14 protein-coding genes are annotated in these 14,786 nt (G+C 70.3%); 8 read left to right on the top strand and 6 right to left on the bottom strand.

The features are described from left to right. Positions 1 to 4: 4 nt before the first annotated feature. Together ACFC1X_RS34720 and ACFC1X_RS34715 are read left to right on the top strand one after the other, a co-directional pair. Complete coding sequence (locus ACFC1X_RS34720) at positions 5 to 988, top strand: ABC transporter ATP-binding protein (protein ID WP_376361794.1); 984 nt, start codon at positions 5 to 7, stop codon at positions 986 to 988. After that, on the top strand, positions 981 to 2,018 hold the full coding sequence (locus tag ACFC1X_RS34715) for an ABC transporter ATP-binding protein (protein ID WP_376361791.1): 1,038 nt from the start codon (positions 981 to 983) through the stop codon (positions 2,016 to 2,018). Before ACFC1X_RS34720 ends, ACFC1X_RS34715 begins: the two co-directional genes overlap by 8 nt. Before the next feature lie 9 nt (positions 2,019 to 2,027). Here the strand turns inward: ACFC1X_RS34715 and ACFC1X_RS34710 are convergent, their stop codons facing one another. Beyond that, positions 2,028 to 4,151 (bottom strand): prolyl oligopeptidase family serine peptidase, encoded by a 2,124-nt coding sequence (locus tag ACFC1X_RS34710; protein ID WP_376361788.1) that lies wholly within the window; start codon positions 4,149 to 4,151, stop codon positions 2,028 to 2,030. Positions 4,152 to 4,347: 196 nt separating this feature from the next. On the opposite strand from ACFC1X_RS34710, the gene ACFC1X_RS34705 reads away from it, so the two are divergent. The 4 genes from ACFC1X_RS34705 to ACFC1X_RS34690 all read left to right on the top strand — a co-directional run bounded on the left by ACFC1X_RS34705 (position 4,348) and on the right by ACFC1X_RS34690 (position 8,302). Further along, positions 4,348 to 4,542: a hypothetical protein gene (locus ACFC1X_RS34705; RefSeq protein WP_029393692.1), complete on the top strand. Its 195-nt coding sequence runs from the start codon at positions 4,348 to 4,350 to the stop codon at positions 4,540 to 4,542. 25 nt (positions 4,543 to 4,567) lie between these two features. Then, positions 4,568 to 5,449, top strand: a complete 882-nt coding sequence (gene mshB, locus ACFC1X_RS34700) for an N-acetyl-1-D-myo-inositol-2-amino-2-deoxy-alpha-D-glucopyranoside deacetylase (RefSeq protein ID WP_376361785.1) — start codon at positions 4,568 to 4,570, stop codon at positions 5,447 to 5,449. Next, a complete protein-coding gene (locus ACFC1X_RS34695) occupies positions 5,446 to 5,868 on the top strand; it encodes a DUF6113 family protein (RefSeq protein WP_376361782.1) in 423 nt (140 codons plus the stop codon). The genes mshB and ACFC1X_RS34695 overlap by 4 nt, the downstream gene beginning before the upstream one ends. Positions 5,869 to 6,025: 157 nt before the next feature. Continuing rightward, positions 6,026 to 8,302, top strand: a complete 2,277-nt coding sequence (locus ACFC1X_RS34690) for a hypothetical protein (protein WP_376361779.1) — start codon at positions 6,026 to 6,028, stop codon at positions 8,300 to 8,302. A gap of 125 nt (positions 8,303 to 8,427) precedes the next feature. On the opposite strand, the gene ACFC1X_RS34685 is transcribed toward ACFC1X_RS34690, so the two are convergent. From ACFC1X_RS34685 to ACFC1X_RS34665, 5 genes are all read right to left on the bottom strand, one after another. Beyond that, the gene (locus ACFC1X_RS34685; RefSeq protein WP_376361909.1) at positions 8,428 to 9,423 is read right to left on the bottom strand and encodes a LysR family transcriptional regulator; all 996 of its coding nucleotides are present in this window, start codon (positions 9,421 to 9,423) and stop codon (positions 8,428 to 8,430) included. A 92-nt stretch (positions 9,424 to 9,515) separates the two neighbouring features. After that, positions 9,516 to 10,190, bottom strand: a complete 675-nt coding sequence (locus tag ACFC1X_RS34680) for a type 1 glutamine amidotransferase domain-containing protein (protein WP_376361776.1) — start codon at positions 10,188 to 10,190, stop codon at positions 9,516 to 9,518. A gap of 18 nt (positions 10,191 to 10,208) precedes the next feature. Then, positions 10,209 to 10,940 carry an HAD family hydrolase gene (locus ACFC1X_RS34675; RefSeq protein ID WP_376361773.1) on the bottom strand — a complete coding sequence of 244 codons (732 nt, stop codon included), beginning with the start codon at positions 10,938 to 10,940 and terminating at the stop codon, positions 10,209 to 10,211. A 144-nt stretch (positions 10,941 to 11,084) separates the two neighbouring features. Next, positions 11,085 to 11,642, bottom strand: coding sequence for a type 1 glutamine amidotransferase domain-containing protein (locus ACFC1X_RS34670; RefSeq protein WP_376361770.1), 558 nt, complete (start codon positions 11,640 to 11,642; stop codon positions 11,085 to 11,087). A 44-nt stretch (positions 11,643 to 11,686) separates the two neighbouring features. After that, positions 11,687 to 12,466, bottom strand: coding sequence for a cupin domain-containing protein (locus tag ACFC1X_RS34665; RefSeq protein WP_376361767.1), 780 nt, complete (start codon positions 12,464 to 12,466; stop codon positions 11,687 to 11,689). Positions 12,467 to 12,706: 240 nt separating this feature from the next. On the opposite strand from ACFC1X_RS34665, the gene ACFC1X_RS34660 reads away from it, so the two are divergent. Then, positions 12,707 to 13,513: a DJ-1/PfpI family protein gene (locus ACFC1X_RS34660; protein ID WP_376361764.1), complete on the top strand. Its 807-nt coding sequence runs from the start codon at positions 12,707 to 12,709 to the stop codon at positions 13,511 to 13,513. 19 nt (positions 13,514 to 13,532) lie between these two features. Further along, positions 13,533 to 14,678 carry a ferritin-like protein gene (locus ACFC1X_RS34655; RefSeq protein ID WP_376361761.1) on the top strand — a complete coding sequence of 382 codons (1,146 nt, stop codon included), beginning with the start codon at positions 13,533 to 13,535 and terminating at the stop codon, positions 14,676 to 14,678. Positions 14,679 to 14,786 lie beyond the last annotated feature (108 nt).

Here is a 14,786-nt window from a genome sequence, read left to right as displayed (position 1 = left end):
CGCCATGCTGCTCGAAGTGCGCGACCTGCACGTGGAGTTCCACACCCGGGACGGCGTCGCCAGAGCCGTCAACGGCGTCAGCTACGGCGTGGACGCGGGCGAGACCCTGGCCGTCCTCGGCGAGTCCGGCTCCGGCAAGTCCGTCACCGCCCAGACGATCATGGGCATCCTCGACATCCCGCCGGGCCGGATCACCTCGGGCGAGGTTCTCTTCGAGGGCCGGGACCTGCTGAAGCTGAAGGAGGAGGAGCGCAGGAAGGTCCGCGGCGCCGAGATGGCGATGATCTTCCAGGACGCGCTGTCGTCGCTGAACCCCGTCCTCACCGTCGGCGCCCAGCTCGCCGAGATGTTCACCGTGCACCGCGGCATGTCCCGCAAGGACGCGCACGCCAAGGCCGTCGAGCTGATGGACCGGGTCCGCATCCCGGCCGCGAAGGAGCGGGTGCGGCAGTACCCGCACCAGTTCTCCGGCGGCATGCGCCAGCGCATCATGATCGCCATGGCGATGGCCCTGGAACCCAAGCTGATCATCGCCGACGAACCGACCACCGCCCTCGACGTCACCGTCCAGGCCCAGGTCATGGACCTGCTCGCGGAACTCCAGCGCGAGCTGCACATGGGCCTGATCCTCATCACCCACGACCTGGGCGTGGTCGCCGACGTGGCCGACAAGATCGCCGTCATGTACGCGGGCCGCATCGTCGAGACCGCCCCGGTCCACGACATCTACAAGAACCCCGCCCACCCCTACACCCGCGGCCTCCTGGAGTCGATCCCGCGCCTGGACCAGAAGGGCCAGGAGCTGTACGCCATCAAGGGCCTGCCGCCCAACCTCACCCGCATCCCGCCCGGCTGCGCCTTCCACCCGCGCTGCCCGATGGCCCAGGACGTCTGCCGCACCGACGTACCACCGCTGTACGACGTCACCGAGTCCGACGCGGAGCGGGGCAGCGCCTGCCACTTCTGGAGGGAGTGCCTGCATGGCTGAGCCGATCCTTCAGGTCACCGGCCTCGTCAAGCACTACCCGCTGACGACCGGCATCCTCTTCAAGAAGCAGGTCGGCGCGGTGAAGGCGGTCGACGGCGTCGACTTCCACCTCGACCGCGGCGAGACCCTCGGCATCGTCGGCGAGTCCGGCTGCGGCAAGTCCACGGTCGCCAAGATGCTGGTCAACCTGGAGCGCCCGACGGCCGGCGAGATCCGCTACAAGGGCGAGGACATCACCAAGCTGTCCGGGAAGGCCCTCAAGGCGGTGCGCCGCAACATCCAGATGGTCTTCCAGGACCCCTACACCTCCCTCAACCCCCGCATGACGGTCGGCGACATCATCGGGGAGGCATACGACATCCACCCGGAGGTGGCGCCGAAGGGCGACCGGCGGGCCCGGGTCCAGCACCTGCTGGACGTGGTCGGCCTCAACCCGGAGTACATCAACCGCTATCCCCACCAGTTCTCCGGCGGCCAGCGCCAGCGCATCGGCATCGCGCGCGGCCTCGCCCTGCGCCCGGAGATCATCGTCGCCGACGAACCGGTCTCGGCCCTCGACGTCTCCGTCCAGGCCCAGGTGATCAATCTGATGGGCCGCCTCCAGGACGAGTTCGACCTGTCCTACATCTTCATCGCGCACGACCTGTCGATCGTCCGCCACATCTCCGACCGGGTCGGGGTGATGTACCTCGGCCGCATCGTGGAGACCGGCCGGGACGCCGAGATCTACGACCACCCGACCCACCCCTACACCCAGGCCCTGCTGTCCGCCGTACCGGTGCCCGACCCGGAGGCCCGGGAGCACCGGGAGCGGATCATCCTGGCCGGCGACGTCCCGTCCCCGACGAACATCCCATCCGGCTGCCGCTTCCGCACCCGCTGCTGGAAGGCGAAGGAGCGGTGCGCGCTGGAGGTGCCGGCCCTCGCCGTCCCCGCGGAGTTCCGCTCGGCCACCGGACCCGCGGCCCACGACTCGGCGTGCCACTTCGCGGAGGAGAAGCAGGTGGTTCCGCCGGAGACGGACGGGTGAGGGACGACGTTACGACGGCGCGGGCAGCGACCGCTTGAGGAAGTCGACCTGGAGCCGCAGCAGGTTCTCGGCGACCGACTCCTGCGGGGTCATGTGCGTGACGCCGGACAGCGGCAGCACCTCGTGCGGGCGCCCGGCGGCCAGCAGGGCCGAGGACAGGCGCAGGGAGTGCGCGACCACCACGTTGTCGTCCGCCAGCCCGTGGATGACCATCATCGGGCGGTGCGGCTCGGCGGCGTCCACCAGTCCGGCGTCGTCGATCACCGAGTTGCGGCGGTAGACGTCCGGCTGCTCGCCGGGGTCGCCGAGGTACCGCTCCTGGTAGTGGGTGTCGTAGAGCCGCAGGTCGGTGACCGGCGCGCCGACCACCGCGGCGTGGAAGACGTCGGGCCGGCGCAGGGCCGCCAGTGCCGCGAGATAGCCGCCGAAGGACCAGCCGCGCACGGCGACTCGGTTCAGGTCCAGCGGGAAGTCGGCGGCGAGTGCCTGGAGCGCGTCGACCTGGTCCTGGAGCACGACCGCGGCCACGTCGTCCTTGATGGACTTCTCCCAGGCGGGGGAGTGTCCCGGCGTGCCCCGCCCGTCGGCGACGATCACCGCGAACCCCTGGTCGGCGAACCACTGCGAGGTGAGGTGGGCGTTGTGCGCCGCGACCACCCGCTGGCCGTGCGGGCCACCGTACGGGTCCAGGAGCACCGGGAGGAGGGTGTCACCGTGGTAGTCCGTTGGCATAAGCACGGCGCACGGGACAGCGCGTGCGCCCCCTCGGGTGAGGGTCACGCGCGGGGACAAACCGGGGTCTTCGGCGTACGAGGTGACGGTGGCCGCCGTCTTGCCGTCCCGCAGAACCCGCGCCAGGGCCCCCGGCCGCTCCAGCGTCGCGGAGACGAGAACGGACACGTCCCCGGAGCGCACCGCCGTGTGCACGCCGGGCTCCTGCGAGACGCGCTCCACGCCGAGTTCGTTCACCCGGTAGACGTGCACCTCGCCCGTCTCCGGATCGGCCGCCTCCGCGCCCGCCGACGCCGAGACCAGCACGTCGTCGTCGCCGACGTCCAGCACCGCCCGCAGGTGCAACTGGCCCCCGGTCAGCAGCCGTTCACCGACCGCCAGCACGCGCGCACCGCCCTCGTCGGCGATCCGCACCAACTGTCCGGACGGGCTCCAGCAGGGCACGCCGGGGAAGAGTTCCAGCCAAATTGGATCTTCGTCGGCGTGCACCATCCGGGTCGTCCCGGAGACGGTGTCCACGGCCAGGAACAACTGGCTGCGCTGGTCGCGCGCCTGTACGAGAAGGAGCGGCGCACCCGACGCTGACCAGTGCACTCGCGCCAGATACGGGTACCGTGCCCGGTCCCACAGAACCTCCGTGCGCCCCCCGTCGAGGCCGAGGACGAACAGCCGTACGTCCGCGTTGGCGGTGCCCGCCGCCGGGTACGGCACGTGTTGTGGATCACGCTCGGGGCGGGCCGGGTCGGAGATCCACCAGCGCTGCACGGGCGTGTCGTCCACCCGCGCCACCAGCAGCCGGTCCGAGTCCGGGCTCCACCAGAAGCCCCGGCTGCGGCCCATCTCCTCGGCGGCGACGAACTCGGCGAGCCCGTACGTGACGCCCTCGCCGTCCGCCTCGGCCAGGGCCCTGTCCCCGTCCCCCTCGGCGCCCACGACCCGCAGGCCGCCCCGCGCGACGTAGGCGATGTGCCGGCCGTCGGGGGAGGGGCGGGGGTCGATGACCGGTCCGGGCGTGGACAGTTCGCGGGCGGTGCCGGCCCGCAGTTCGGCCGCGAACAGCCGCCCGGAGAGGGCGAAGGAGGCCAGCTCGACCGCCGAGTCGGTGGCGTAGCCGACGATGCCCGCACCTCCCTCACGGCTGCGCTCGCGCCGTGCCCGTTCCTCGGGCGACAGGGCCTCCTCGGCGCCGCCGAGGAGGGCTCGCGGGTCGGCGGCGACGCGCTCCGTGCCCTCGTCGATGTCGAGAACCCAGAGGGAGTTGGCCCGGTCCGTGCCGGTGCCGGAGCGCAGGAAGGCGACCCGTGAACCGTCGGGCGCCACGGTGAACGAACGCGGCGCGCCGAGCGTGAACCGCTGGGTGCGGGCGTGCCGTTTGGGGAAGGAGTCGGACTCGGTCGTCATGCCTCGACCATATTGGCCATGCGCCCCCTTGTGCGGCCGTGCGCCGAGAGATGCGCGCGCACGGATAGTTATGATCACTAGCGCATAGTGGGTATCAACCAGGTGCCCGCCGCGTGGATTTATCTGCGTGCACTGTCCCAAGCTCCGACTGCGACCGACCCCCTCATGTCCCTGGGCTTATTGGAGGTGAGCCGCCGTGGCACTCTCGATTTCGGCGGTTGTGCTGCTGGCGATCATCGTCTTCCTGCTGGTCAAGAAATCCGGTCTGAAGGCGGGGCACGCGGTGGTGTGCATGCTTCTCGGCTTCTACCTGGCTTCCTCGACCGTCGCGCCCACGATCAGTGAGCTGACGACGAACATCGCGGGGATGATCGGCAGCATCAACTTCTGACGGGCGGGCCTCATAGGGTGGGGGCATGAAGGAACAGCCCGCCCGGCGTCTGCTGCTGGTGCACGCGCACCCGGACGACGAGTCGATCAACAACGGCGTCACCATGGCCAGGTACGCCGCCGAAGGCGCCCACGTGACGCTGGTGACCTGCACCCTCGGTGAGCGGGGGGAGGTCATCCCGCCGCAGCTCTCGCACCTGTCCGGTGCCGCCCTGGGCGGACACCGCAGGGGCGAGCTGGCGGACGCCATGCGCGCGCTCGGCGTCGAGGACTTCCGGCTGCTCGGCGGGCCGGGCCGGTTCGCGGACTCCGGGATGATGGGCCTGCCCGACAACGACGACCCCGGCTGCCTGTGGCAGGCGGACCTCGACGAGGCCGCCGCACTCCTCGTCGAGGTGATCCGCGAGGTACGCCCCCAGGTGCTCGTCACCTACGACCCCGACGGCGGCTACGGCCACCCCGACCACATCCAGGCCCACCGCATCGCCATGCGGTCGGTGGAACTGGCGGCCGAGGCGGGCTGCCCGGTGGAGAAGGTGTACTGGAACCGCGTCCCGCGCTCCTTCGCCGAGGACGGCTTCACCCGCCTCCGTGCCGACCTGCCGGGCACGCCGTTCGACAGGGCGGCCGGCGTCGAGGACGTCCCGGGCGTCGTCGACGACGGGAAGATCACCACCGAGATCCGCGGCGAGGGCACCGCGTACGCCGCCGCCAAGGCCGCCGCGATGCGCGCCCACGCCACGCAGATCACGGTCGCCGAACCGTACTTCGTCCTCTCCAACGACCTGGCCCAGCCGGTCCTCACCACCGAGTACTACGAGCTGGTGCGCGGCGAGCGGGGCGGTGCCGGGGTCGAAAGTGATCTCTTCGCCGGGATCAGCGCCATCGAGAACGAGGAGGCGTCGTGAGCGGACGCACCCCGCCGACCACCTCCGCGCTGGCCCAGCCCCTGCGCCCGCCCTCGCTCGGCCGCGCCGCCCTCTACGTGGGGCTCTTCGTACTCGGCGCCGTCATCGGCGTCGCCGGGGCGCTGCTGCAGCCGGCCTGGTTCCCCGGCGGGCTGCTGCTGGCCCTGGCCGCCGAGGCCGGGCTCTGTCTCGGGGCGGGCCGTGCCGTGGGACGCCGGGGCGGCGCCGTCGCGCCGGCCGCGGGCTGGGCGCTCGCCGTGGTGCTGCTCACCACCAGCCGTCCGGAGGGCGACTTCGTGTTCGCCGCCGGCAGCGGCTCCTATCTCTTCCTGCTCGGCGGGATCGCCGTTGCTGTGATGTGCGCCACCCTGGCGCCGGTACGGCAACCGGACGGCGACGCTGTCCGACATGGCAAGTGACGTACTACTTCGCCGTTGTGCGCGCGTGCGAGTCCGGTGTGGGTTTCCCCGGCGGTCACGGGATACGCGTGAGAAGTGGCCAGTATGGTGGTGCGCGCCGCCGAGCCGCCCGCTCTGAAGGGGTGACGGGCGGCGGAGCCAACCGGGAGAACCTGCCTTGAGTCGTGAAACTGACAGTTCGTCCTCCGGGCCCCACGGGCGCGGCGGAGCCGCGTACCCGTCGGGCACCCCGCCCTACGGGACACCCACGGCTTCCGACGCCGGTGCGGACGCGGGCCGTTCGGCCGCGCGACCGGAGGAGCGCAAGACCGAGACGACGCTGACGACCCGTATCCGGATCAACATCCCCGGGTCGCGGCCCATCCCGCCGGTCGTCGTCCGCAAGCCCGTCACGGACGCCGAGCGCGGCGCGGGCGACGCGGAGACGACGGCCGAGCAGCCCGCGCCGAGCGCGGCAGCGCCCACGAGCGCGCCCGAGGCTCCCGCCGAGCCCGCCGGGCCCGCCGAGGAGAAGCCGACCAGCGACTGGTTCGCGCCCCGCAAGTCCGGTCCCGGCAAGGGCACTCAGGGCGGCGCCTCCACCAACGGCGCCGGTCTGCCCGGGGGTTCGGCCCCCGCGACCGGTGCCCCGGCCGGCACACCCGGCGCGGGCGCGTCCGGTGGCGGGGCGCCCGGTGCCGGTGCGCGGCCGGGTGGCGGTGCGCGGCCGGGGGGCGGCAGCGGCCGTCCCGGTGGCGTCGTCGGCTCCATGAACGTGCCCGGCGGCGCCCGGCCCGGCTCCACGAACGGCGCCGGTCTCCCCGGGGCGACCGGCGGTCCCGTGGCGCCCGGCCACGGCGGAGGCACCGGTTCCTTCGACGTGACCGAGGCGCTGGCGGCCGGACCGCTCGGCGGCAACGGCGCCCGCCCCGGCACCGGCCCCGGCGGCGAGCCGCGCCGCGACGACCTGCCGTACTTCTCCGGCGACGGACCGGGCGCCCAGGGCGCAGGCCCGAACGGGCAGTCCCCCTACGGCGGCGGTTCGGGCCCCGCGGGTCCGACCGGCGGCCCGGTCACCGGCGAGGGCCGGCTCTCGCCGCCCCCGGTGGGCGACCTCGGCGATCTCGGCGACTTCGGCGCCCCCGGGGCGGCCGCGGGGCCCGGAGCGCCCCCGGCACAGCGCGGGCCCGCGCCGACCGGCGTACGGGGACCTGGAGGGCCCAGCGCCCCCGGCAGGACGCAGGGCCCCGGTACCGGCCCCGGTGGCGGGCTCAGCGACGACACCGCGATCCTCACCCCGCAGAAGCCGGCCCCCGAGCCGGGCACTCCGGGCTACGGCAACCCGGACAACATCTCTGGCAACACCGTCACCAGCGGCATCCCCGTCGTGCCGAGCGAGCGCACCGCGCCGTTCCAGGGCCCCGGCGGCGACGGACCCCTGCCGCACACGCCCCCCAAGCTGCCCGAACCGGTCTCCACGCCCCCGGCGAGCTCCGCCAAGCCCGCCAAGAAGAAGGGGCGCGGCAAGCTGCCGCTGCTCGTCGGCGGCCTGGTCGTGGTCGCCGGTGTCACCTACGGCGCCGGCCTGCTGATGAACCGCTCCGACGTGCCCAAGGGCACCACCGTGCTCGGCGTCGACATCGGCGGCGGCACCCGCGACGACGCCGTCGAGAAGCTGGACGACACCCTCGCCGCCCGCGCGGGCAAGCCGCTGAAGCTCACGGTGGGCGGCGAGACCGTCTCCCTCAAGCCCGACCAGGCCGGGCTCCAGCTCGACTCGCAGGCCACCGCCAGCGCGGCGGCCACGAGCGACTACAACCCGGTCTCCGTCATCGGCTCGCTCTTCGGCCAGAAGCGGGTGGTCGACCCGGTCATGCCGGTCGACGAGGAGAAGCTGCACGCCGCCCTGGAGGACGCGGCGGGCGGCGCCGGATCGGTGACCGAGGGCACGATCGAGTTCGAGTCCGGCAGGGCCGTGCCGGTCTACGGCAAGGCGGGCAAGGGCATCGACGTCGCCAAGTCGACCGAGGCGGTGCAGGCGGCGTACCGCACCCAGGTGGAGACGGGCACCGCCACCGCGGTGAACGTGCCGACGACCACCCAGCAGCCGACGGTCGCCAAGGCCGAGGTCGACCGGATCATGAAGGAGTTCGCCGAGCCGGCGATGTCGGCCAAGGTGACCGTGCAGACGGACCCGGCGCACAGCATCGCGTTCAGCCCGGAGAAATCGCTCTGGAAGTTCCTCGGTGTCACGGCCGTGGGCGGCAAGCTGGTCGACAAGCCCGACCTGAACGCCCTCAAGGGCCTCTACGGCCAGACGTTCGACGGCGTGCTCATCACCCGCGCCAACGGCAAGAAGACGCCCGTCACCCCCGAGGACGTCTACGGCGCCCTGCGCCAGGCCCTGAAGAGCAAGACCGACCGGGTGGCCGTCATCGAAACCAACCCGAGCTGACGACACCACTCCACGAGGGGGCGCCGGGCACTCGCCGGGCGCCCCCCTCGGTCCGCACGAGCGCCCCGAAGGGGGTGCAGCGCCTGCCGGACCGTGCTGGCCGGCTGCGGCTCGTGCGGGGTGGTTCAGCTGTGGACGTCAGTCCATTTCGGTGCTTCGGTGATCAGGTGAGCGTGAAGCCGGGCGAGGCGTGGATCCGTGAGCGTGCCGGAGCGGATGGCCAAGTGAAAAGTGTTGATGGGCGGAAGTTCCGGCTCCACCAGCATCACCAGCTTGCCTGCGGCGATCTCCTCGGCGCATAAGTAGGTAGGGACGACGGAGATCCCGGCCCCAGCGATGACGGCGAAGATCACCCCACGCAGATCGGGGATGACGGCGGCCGGCGGCCCGGGGGGCGGACTGTCGAAGACGGTGCGCCAGTAGCTGCGGATGATCGGCAGGCTCTCGGCGTAGGAGATCACTGGCAGCTTCTCCAGCGCACGTGGCCCGTCCACGGCGAGGCTTCCGGCCGGGAGGCTGTCCGCGACCGCTGGGGAGGCGACGAGGGCGAACTCTTCGTCGGTGAGTGCGGTGCCGTCCAGGCCGCGGCAGCGTGGCTGGATGGTGGAGACCACCATGTCGAGGTGACCTGCCTTGAGGTCGTCGAGAAGCCTGGAGGATTCCGCGAGGGTGACCCTCATGTCCAGCCCATCGGCGATAAGCCGGCCGATGGAGGGCATAACGCGGGTGATGATCAGTTCTGTCGGCCCGCCCAGTCGTATCGGCCGGTTGGACGGAGAGACATCGAAGTGCCGACTGATCGCGGCGGTCAGACCGGTGATGGGGCCCTCGATGTCGTGCGCGAGAGCCTCGCCTTCCACGGTCGGTACAGCGCCCTGCGGCGTGCGGTCGAACAGAGCTTTGCCAAGTTCCGCTTCGAGGCCGCGGATCTGCTGGGTCACGGCAGGCTGCGTGATGCCCAGATGTGCGGCGGCTTTGGTGAACGATCCCTTGTGGTACACGGCTATGAAGGTTTGCAACCATCCCATTTGCATGTCGTCCGGCCCCCCGTGACCGGTAGGGGGATGCGACGCGCCGGGCGGCGTGGTCCAAACCATCCCCCGTGATTTCTGAACGTACATGATCACTCTGCGTGTCCTGGTGGGCGGTGTCGCTCCGCTGGTCATGCGGAGTGACACCGCCCACCGGCGGCGTTCTATCGGTCCCTTGCAGCTTAGACGGTGGCGACCGTCGACTGACGGATGGTCAGCTCGGCGACCTTCGCCGCGGAGGCCGGGTTCTGGCCAGTGACCAGGCGGCCATCAGCCACCGCGTGCTCGGCGAAGTTGCCGGTCTTGGTGATCTTGGCGCCCTTGTCGATGAGGGCGGTCTCCAGGGGGAAGGGCACAACGTCGCTGAGGCTGACGGCAGCCTCCTCCTCGTTGGTGAAGGTGGACACCTGCTTGCCCTCGACCAGCGGGCGCCCGTCCTCCAGGGTGATGGGGAGGAGTCCGGCGGGGCCGTGGCAGACGGCGGCGACGACACCGCCACGGTTGTAGATGTCGGCGGCGAGCCGGGCAAGGTCGGTGGCGTGCGGGAAGTCCCACATGGTCCCGTGGCCGCCGGCGTAGTAGATCGCGTCATAGTCCGCGGCCTTGAGCCCGTGCGCCGTAGGTGTGGCGGCGAGGCTCTCAGCGTACTTGTCGAGGAATTCGGCGGATATCGTGTCGCCTTCCTTCACACCGTCCTTCGGCGCCGGGCCGCCTTCGACGGAGACGAACGCGATGTCCCATCCGGCCTGCTCGAAGACCTGGGCAGGGTGAGCGACTTCGGGCACGTAGAAACCGGTCTTGCGGCCGGTGTCGCCGAGCCGGTCGTTGGACGTGAGGGCGAAGAGAACCTTCGGCATGACAGGGTCCTTTCAGGGTCAGGCCGTGAGGGTGGCCAGTTCGGGAAGGTAGACACGGCGCTGGCGCCGTTGGATGGCCCGGTCGATGTGATCCGGGGTGTGGTAGCCCCACCAGGCCCACAAGGACCGGGCGCCGGTGTCGCGTACGGCGAGGGCGTTGGTGATGTGGTCATCGATGAAGGTGACCGCATCGGGCTGGATGCCGTCGCCGGCGGCCAGATCCAGTACGGCAGAGCGCTTGTCGGAGCATTCGCCGATCACCTCCACCACTGCGGCCTGGAGCCGGTGGTGCTCCAGGATCTCCCGTACCGAGTCGGCGTCCTTCGCCGTGACGATCGAGGTTCCTCTTCCCCGGTGGCGTTCCAGCAGGTCCCGGATGCCGGGGTAGAGGGTGTGCATGGCCCGCCACTCCGGGCCCTGTGCCGCGCGCAGGGCGGCCCGTACTGTGGTGGCGCCTCTGGCGAGTGAGGCGAGTTGCTTGGGCGGGATGTGGGCGAGGAGGGCTTCGTAGTCGCCGATGCCTGTGATGCTTTCGGCCTGTGGGTCGCGGGCGACCATGAAGTCTTCCAGGAGCCGGGCGTACTTGCGCACCAGGCCGAAGCGGTTCAGGAATCCCCTGGGGACGCCGGCGGCCAGCTCTTCGAGGGGTATGAGCGCGACCTGCTCAGGGTCCTGGTCGGCGTAGTAGGTGACGATGGCGCATTCGGTGAAGGCGTCGGCGATGACGCCGTCGAAGTCGAGTATCAGCACGAGGCTCCCCCGAGATATGGGCTTGAGTGGACGCGCGGGACGCCGGGATTTCCGGCCGGGGGAATTCGCCTCCCGGCGCCCCGCGCCCAGGTAGTGGCAGCGCTCCCCCGGTTCCTGATGCGCCGGGCTTCCGGGGGAACGTGGCTATGCCGCTGCCACCCCGGCCTTGCCGGCCTTGTCGGCGACGGTGTCGAACACCTTGCGCATGAAGCGGCCGACGTAGGCGTAGTAGGAGCAGGTGATGATGTGACCGTCCACGATCACGTCGGAGTCGACGACGTTCGCGCCGGCGTTGATGACGTCGTCACGCAGGCCGATGTAGGCGCAGGCGGTGCGGCCCTTGAGGACTCCGGCGGAGACCATGATCCACGGGCCGTGGCACAGGCCGGCGACGACCTTCTCCTGCCTGTCCATGGCGCGGACGAAGTCGAGGACGTTCGCGTCCTGCCGGACGCGGTCGGGGGCCTCGTGGCCACCGGTGAGGATGACGGCGTCGTAGTGCGCGGCGTCGAGCTGGTCGAAGGCGACGAGCGGCTTGGCGGTCTTGTCCATCGGCAGCGGGATCCCGTACTTGCCGGTGACGTCGGCGCCGTTCTTGGTGGCGACGTCCACGTTCCAGCCCTCTTCCAGGAGCCGGTAGTAGGTGTAGACGACGTCGTGGTCCTGGAAGCCGGGTCCGGTGATGATCGCGGCGCTGGGCATGGGTGTACTCCGTTCTGGCAGATGCAGGGCAAAGTGGGGGCTGGTCAGGCGAGCGAGAGGGAGAGGTAGTACTGATCGAGCGCCGGGCGGCGGGCATCGCCCTGGGCGGGAGCGAGGATGTCCACTTCTCCGGTGACGACACCGGTCAGGCCGAGCGGGACGTGGAAGAGGTCCTGCTGCTGGCGGCGGTAGAAGACGTCCATGCCGGCGCGGATCCCGAAGGCGAACTCACCGCCGGGGGACTTCTCCCGCAACCGGGCCTGCGGCAGGTACGAGACGGGCTGGGCCGGGAGGTCCGGCGCCTCGGCGTGCTCGGTCTCGTAGGCGGTGTTCTCCCGCGCGTAGTTGTCGCGCAGCCGGATCAGGTCGAACTTGTTGCGCGGGGCCTCGACCTCCACCAGCCACAGGGGGCCGGGACCGACGCTGCGGGTGGAGTGGAAAGCGCCGCCGCCGATGCGCAGGATGGTGCCGGCGCCGACGGGGTACTGCTCGGTGAGAGTGTCCGTGACGCCCTGTCCGGCGAGGCACAGCAGATAGGTGAGCTTGCGGGGGTGGACGTGCATCGAGGTGGACTGGCCCTGCTCGATCTTCAGGTTCCACACGTCGATGAAGTCGTCCACGTAGATGCGGTACTCCATTCCCCACGGCTTGGGGATGACCTCGTTGAGGTGGTCGTCGCCCTCCAGGCGCTCGTTCCCGATCCGGGAGCCCTTGCGGACGACTTCGTTGAGGGCTGAGAAGTCCCGCGGGCCCGGGTCGATACGGACGGCGTAGTCGTGCTGTGGGTCTTGGGTGGTTATCTGGCCTTGCGTCAGCTCGGACATGGATCCCCCTTCGTGGCTCGGTGTCCCCGGCCGATTACGAACCTAGGCAGGCGCGAGGGGAGATCCAAATAAGGAACCGGGCGCCCCGAGATAAGGGCGCAGGTGTTCTACGAGGCGGTGATGTCTCCCTGCCCAGGCGCTTATTTGAACCCGGGCGCCGGCCGGTGTGAATGTGCAGGACACGGGGGCCGGTTCACGACCGGACACCTCCGGCCTCACTTCAGCGAAGGGTGACACACCGTGAGCACTCCCACTCCCATGCGTGGACGCCGGCCCGAACCGCAGCAGGTGCCCGGCACCATCACCACACAGATCAACTCCATCGGCATTCTCGGCTACGAGTCCGTCTCCGAGCAGGACTGCCTCACCCCGACCGAGATCTTCAAGGGCACGGCGATGGTCCTGAACGGCTCCATCGCCCCGTGGCAGCGCGAAGCCGCTCCCCGCGACCTCGACGTGCGGCTGGTCTCCTTGGAGCCGGGCGTGATCAAGATGCAGATGGGCACCAACGTCGTCGCCGACGGCGTTCTCACCGAGGACGACCTGTTCGACATTCTCTACATCCCCGGCGGCGTCGGCTCCGGCGCGATCCTCTCCGACGAGCGGGTCCTGAAGGCGATTCGCCGGCACCACGAAGCCGGGAAGATAATCGCCGCGAACTGCTCCGGTGTCGGGGCGATCGTCCGCGCCGGCATCGTCAACGACGAGCACATCACCTCCGTCGCCGCGATCGGCCGCGGCATGCGCGAGGAAGGCTTCAACGTGCCGGAGAACCGGCGCATGTGGGTGGCCAACCCGTCGTCCCGTATCTGGACGTTCACCGGCTCCTACGGCATCAACGGCGGCACCGTCGCTCTGGTCGCCCACTACTTCGGCCGGGAGGTCGGCACCATCGTCGCGATGATGTTCGACACCTACGGCGGCATCAGTGACGCGATCTTCGAAGAGCAGGGTCCCGAGTTCTACCACCACCCCGAACTGGAGGCCTCCTTCCAGGACCTGTTCCAGCCGATGCTGTTCCCGGCCAAGACCGACGACAGTCTCTGAAACCGGCAGGAGGCCACCCATGACCGGTCAGGTCACCCCCGTCGCACTGCGGGACGTCGACTGGATACGCGGAGCGCTTCAGACCGCCGTGGCCCTGGAGCACTCGACGATGCCGCTGTACTGCGCAGCCATGTACTCACTGGAGGTGCAGAACTACCCCTCGTACAACACCATCCGCAGTGTGCTGATGGAGGAGATGGTCCACATGGCCATCGCCGCCAACATGGTCGCCGCCCTCGGCGGCAGCCCGCGTGTCCGCACGCTCGCGCCGAAGTACGCGACGCGGGGCCTGCCCGGTGGGGTGGCTCCCGACCTCCCGGTCATCCTCGCCCAGCTCTCCCCGCGCTCGCTGGAGAACTTCATGCGCCTGGAAGCCCCGGCGTTCATGCTCAACTCCCGCCAGCGCAGCACCCCCTACCCCACCATCGGTGCTTTCTACGACGCCATCCGGGAAGCCATCGACACCCACAAGGACGCGTTGCGCCGTGCGGTCGACGCAGGCGGCCCGGCCAACCAGGTCGGCGGCAACCTGGGCTACCTCACCTTCACCCCGGAGGAAGGCGTCGACCCGGTGGAAAGGTTCCACCACGGCCTCGACATCATCACCGAACAGGGCGAAGGCGAAGGCGAAGGAACCGTCGCAGCCGGTGAGGACTTCCAGAAGGAAGGCTCTCACTACGCCCGCTTCGCCGAACTGCGCTACGGCCGCCGCTACCTGACACCCGACCCTGAGCTCACGATCTCCCCGGAGAACGAGCCCGAGTTCTTCCGGGGTGAAGAGATCGTGTGGCCGGTCGTCATCAACACCCTCGCCGTCCCCGCCGACGGATACGCCAAGCTCCTGGCCTTCGACCCCGACGCGGCCGAGGTCCGCAAGGAGCTCGAGGGATTCGACGACGCCTACACCCTGATGATGGACGCCCTGGACCGGGCCTGGAACGGCCCCGTCGAGACATGGTGGCCCTCCCTCGGCGCCGCGGTGACGCAGATGGACCAGATGCGCGTACGGTCCTGCTTCAACATCATGCGCCACCAGGTTCCGGAGACCGCCGTACAGGCGCTCGAACGTCTGTACCCGGACGAGTGCAAGGCTCTTGGCCGCTACACCGATCTGAATGAGCCAGTCTTCTACGGGCCGCGCTTCATCAACACCAACGGCGTCTGACACCCACTACGGTCGACCGTTGGACCCGGTGATAGATCACCCGGTCCAAACCCTTCCCATGACCCAAGGGTTGGGGTTCACACAAACAAAGGGGAACGAACACACCGA

Origin of the sequence: Streptomyces sp. NPDC056128 (assembly GCF_042263835.1) — a bacterium.
Taxonomy (GTDB): domain Bacteria; phylum Actinomycetota; class Actinomycetes; order Streptomycetales; family Streptomycetaceae; genus Streptomyces.
This window is presented reverse-complemented; position numbering and strand designations above follow the sequence as displayed.

Excerpts from the sequence above, each read along its gene's own strand:
- ACFC1X_RS34720 (WP_376361794.1), top strand. The coding sequence starts at position 5 with ATGCTGCTCGAAGTGCGCGACCTGCACGTGGAGTTCCACACCCGGGAC.
- ACFC1X_RS34655 (WP_376361761.1), top strand. The coding sequence starts at position 13,533 with ATGACCGGTCAGGTCACCCCCGTCGCACTGCGGGACGTCGACTGGATA.
- mshB (WP_376361785.1), top strand. The coding sequence starts at position 4,568 with ATGAAGGAACAGCCCGCCCGGCGTCTGCTGCTGGTGCACGCGCACCCG.
- ACFC1X_RS34665 (WP_376361767.1), bottom strand. The coding sequence starts at position 12,466 with ATGTCCGAGCTGACGCAAGGCCAGATAACCACCCAAGACCCACAGCAC.
- ACFC1X_RS34685 (WP_376361909.1), bottom strand. The coding sequence starts at position 9,423 with ATGTACGTTCAGAAATCACGGGGGATGGTTTGGACCACGCCGCCCGGC.
- ACFC1X_RS34710 (WP_376361788.1), bottom strand. The coding sequence starts at position 4,151 with ATGACGACCGAGTCCGACTCCTTCCCCAAACGGCACGCCCGCACCCAG.
- ACFC1X_RS34715 (WP_376361791.1), top strand. The coding sequence starts at position 981 with ATGGCTGAGCCGATCCTTCAGGTCACCGGCCTCGTCAAGCACTACCCG.
- ACFC1X_RS34670 (WP_376361770.1), bottom strand. The coding sequence starts at position 11,642 with ATGCCCAGCGCCGCGATCATCACCGGACCCGGCTTCCAGGACCACGAC.
- ACFC1X_RS34680 (WP_376361776.1), bottom strand. The coding sequence starts at position 10,190 with ATGCCGAAGGTTCTCTTCGCCCTCACGTCCAACGACCGGCTCGGCGAC.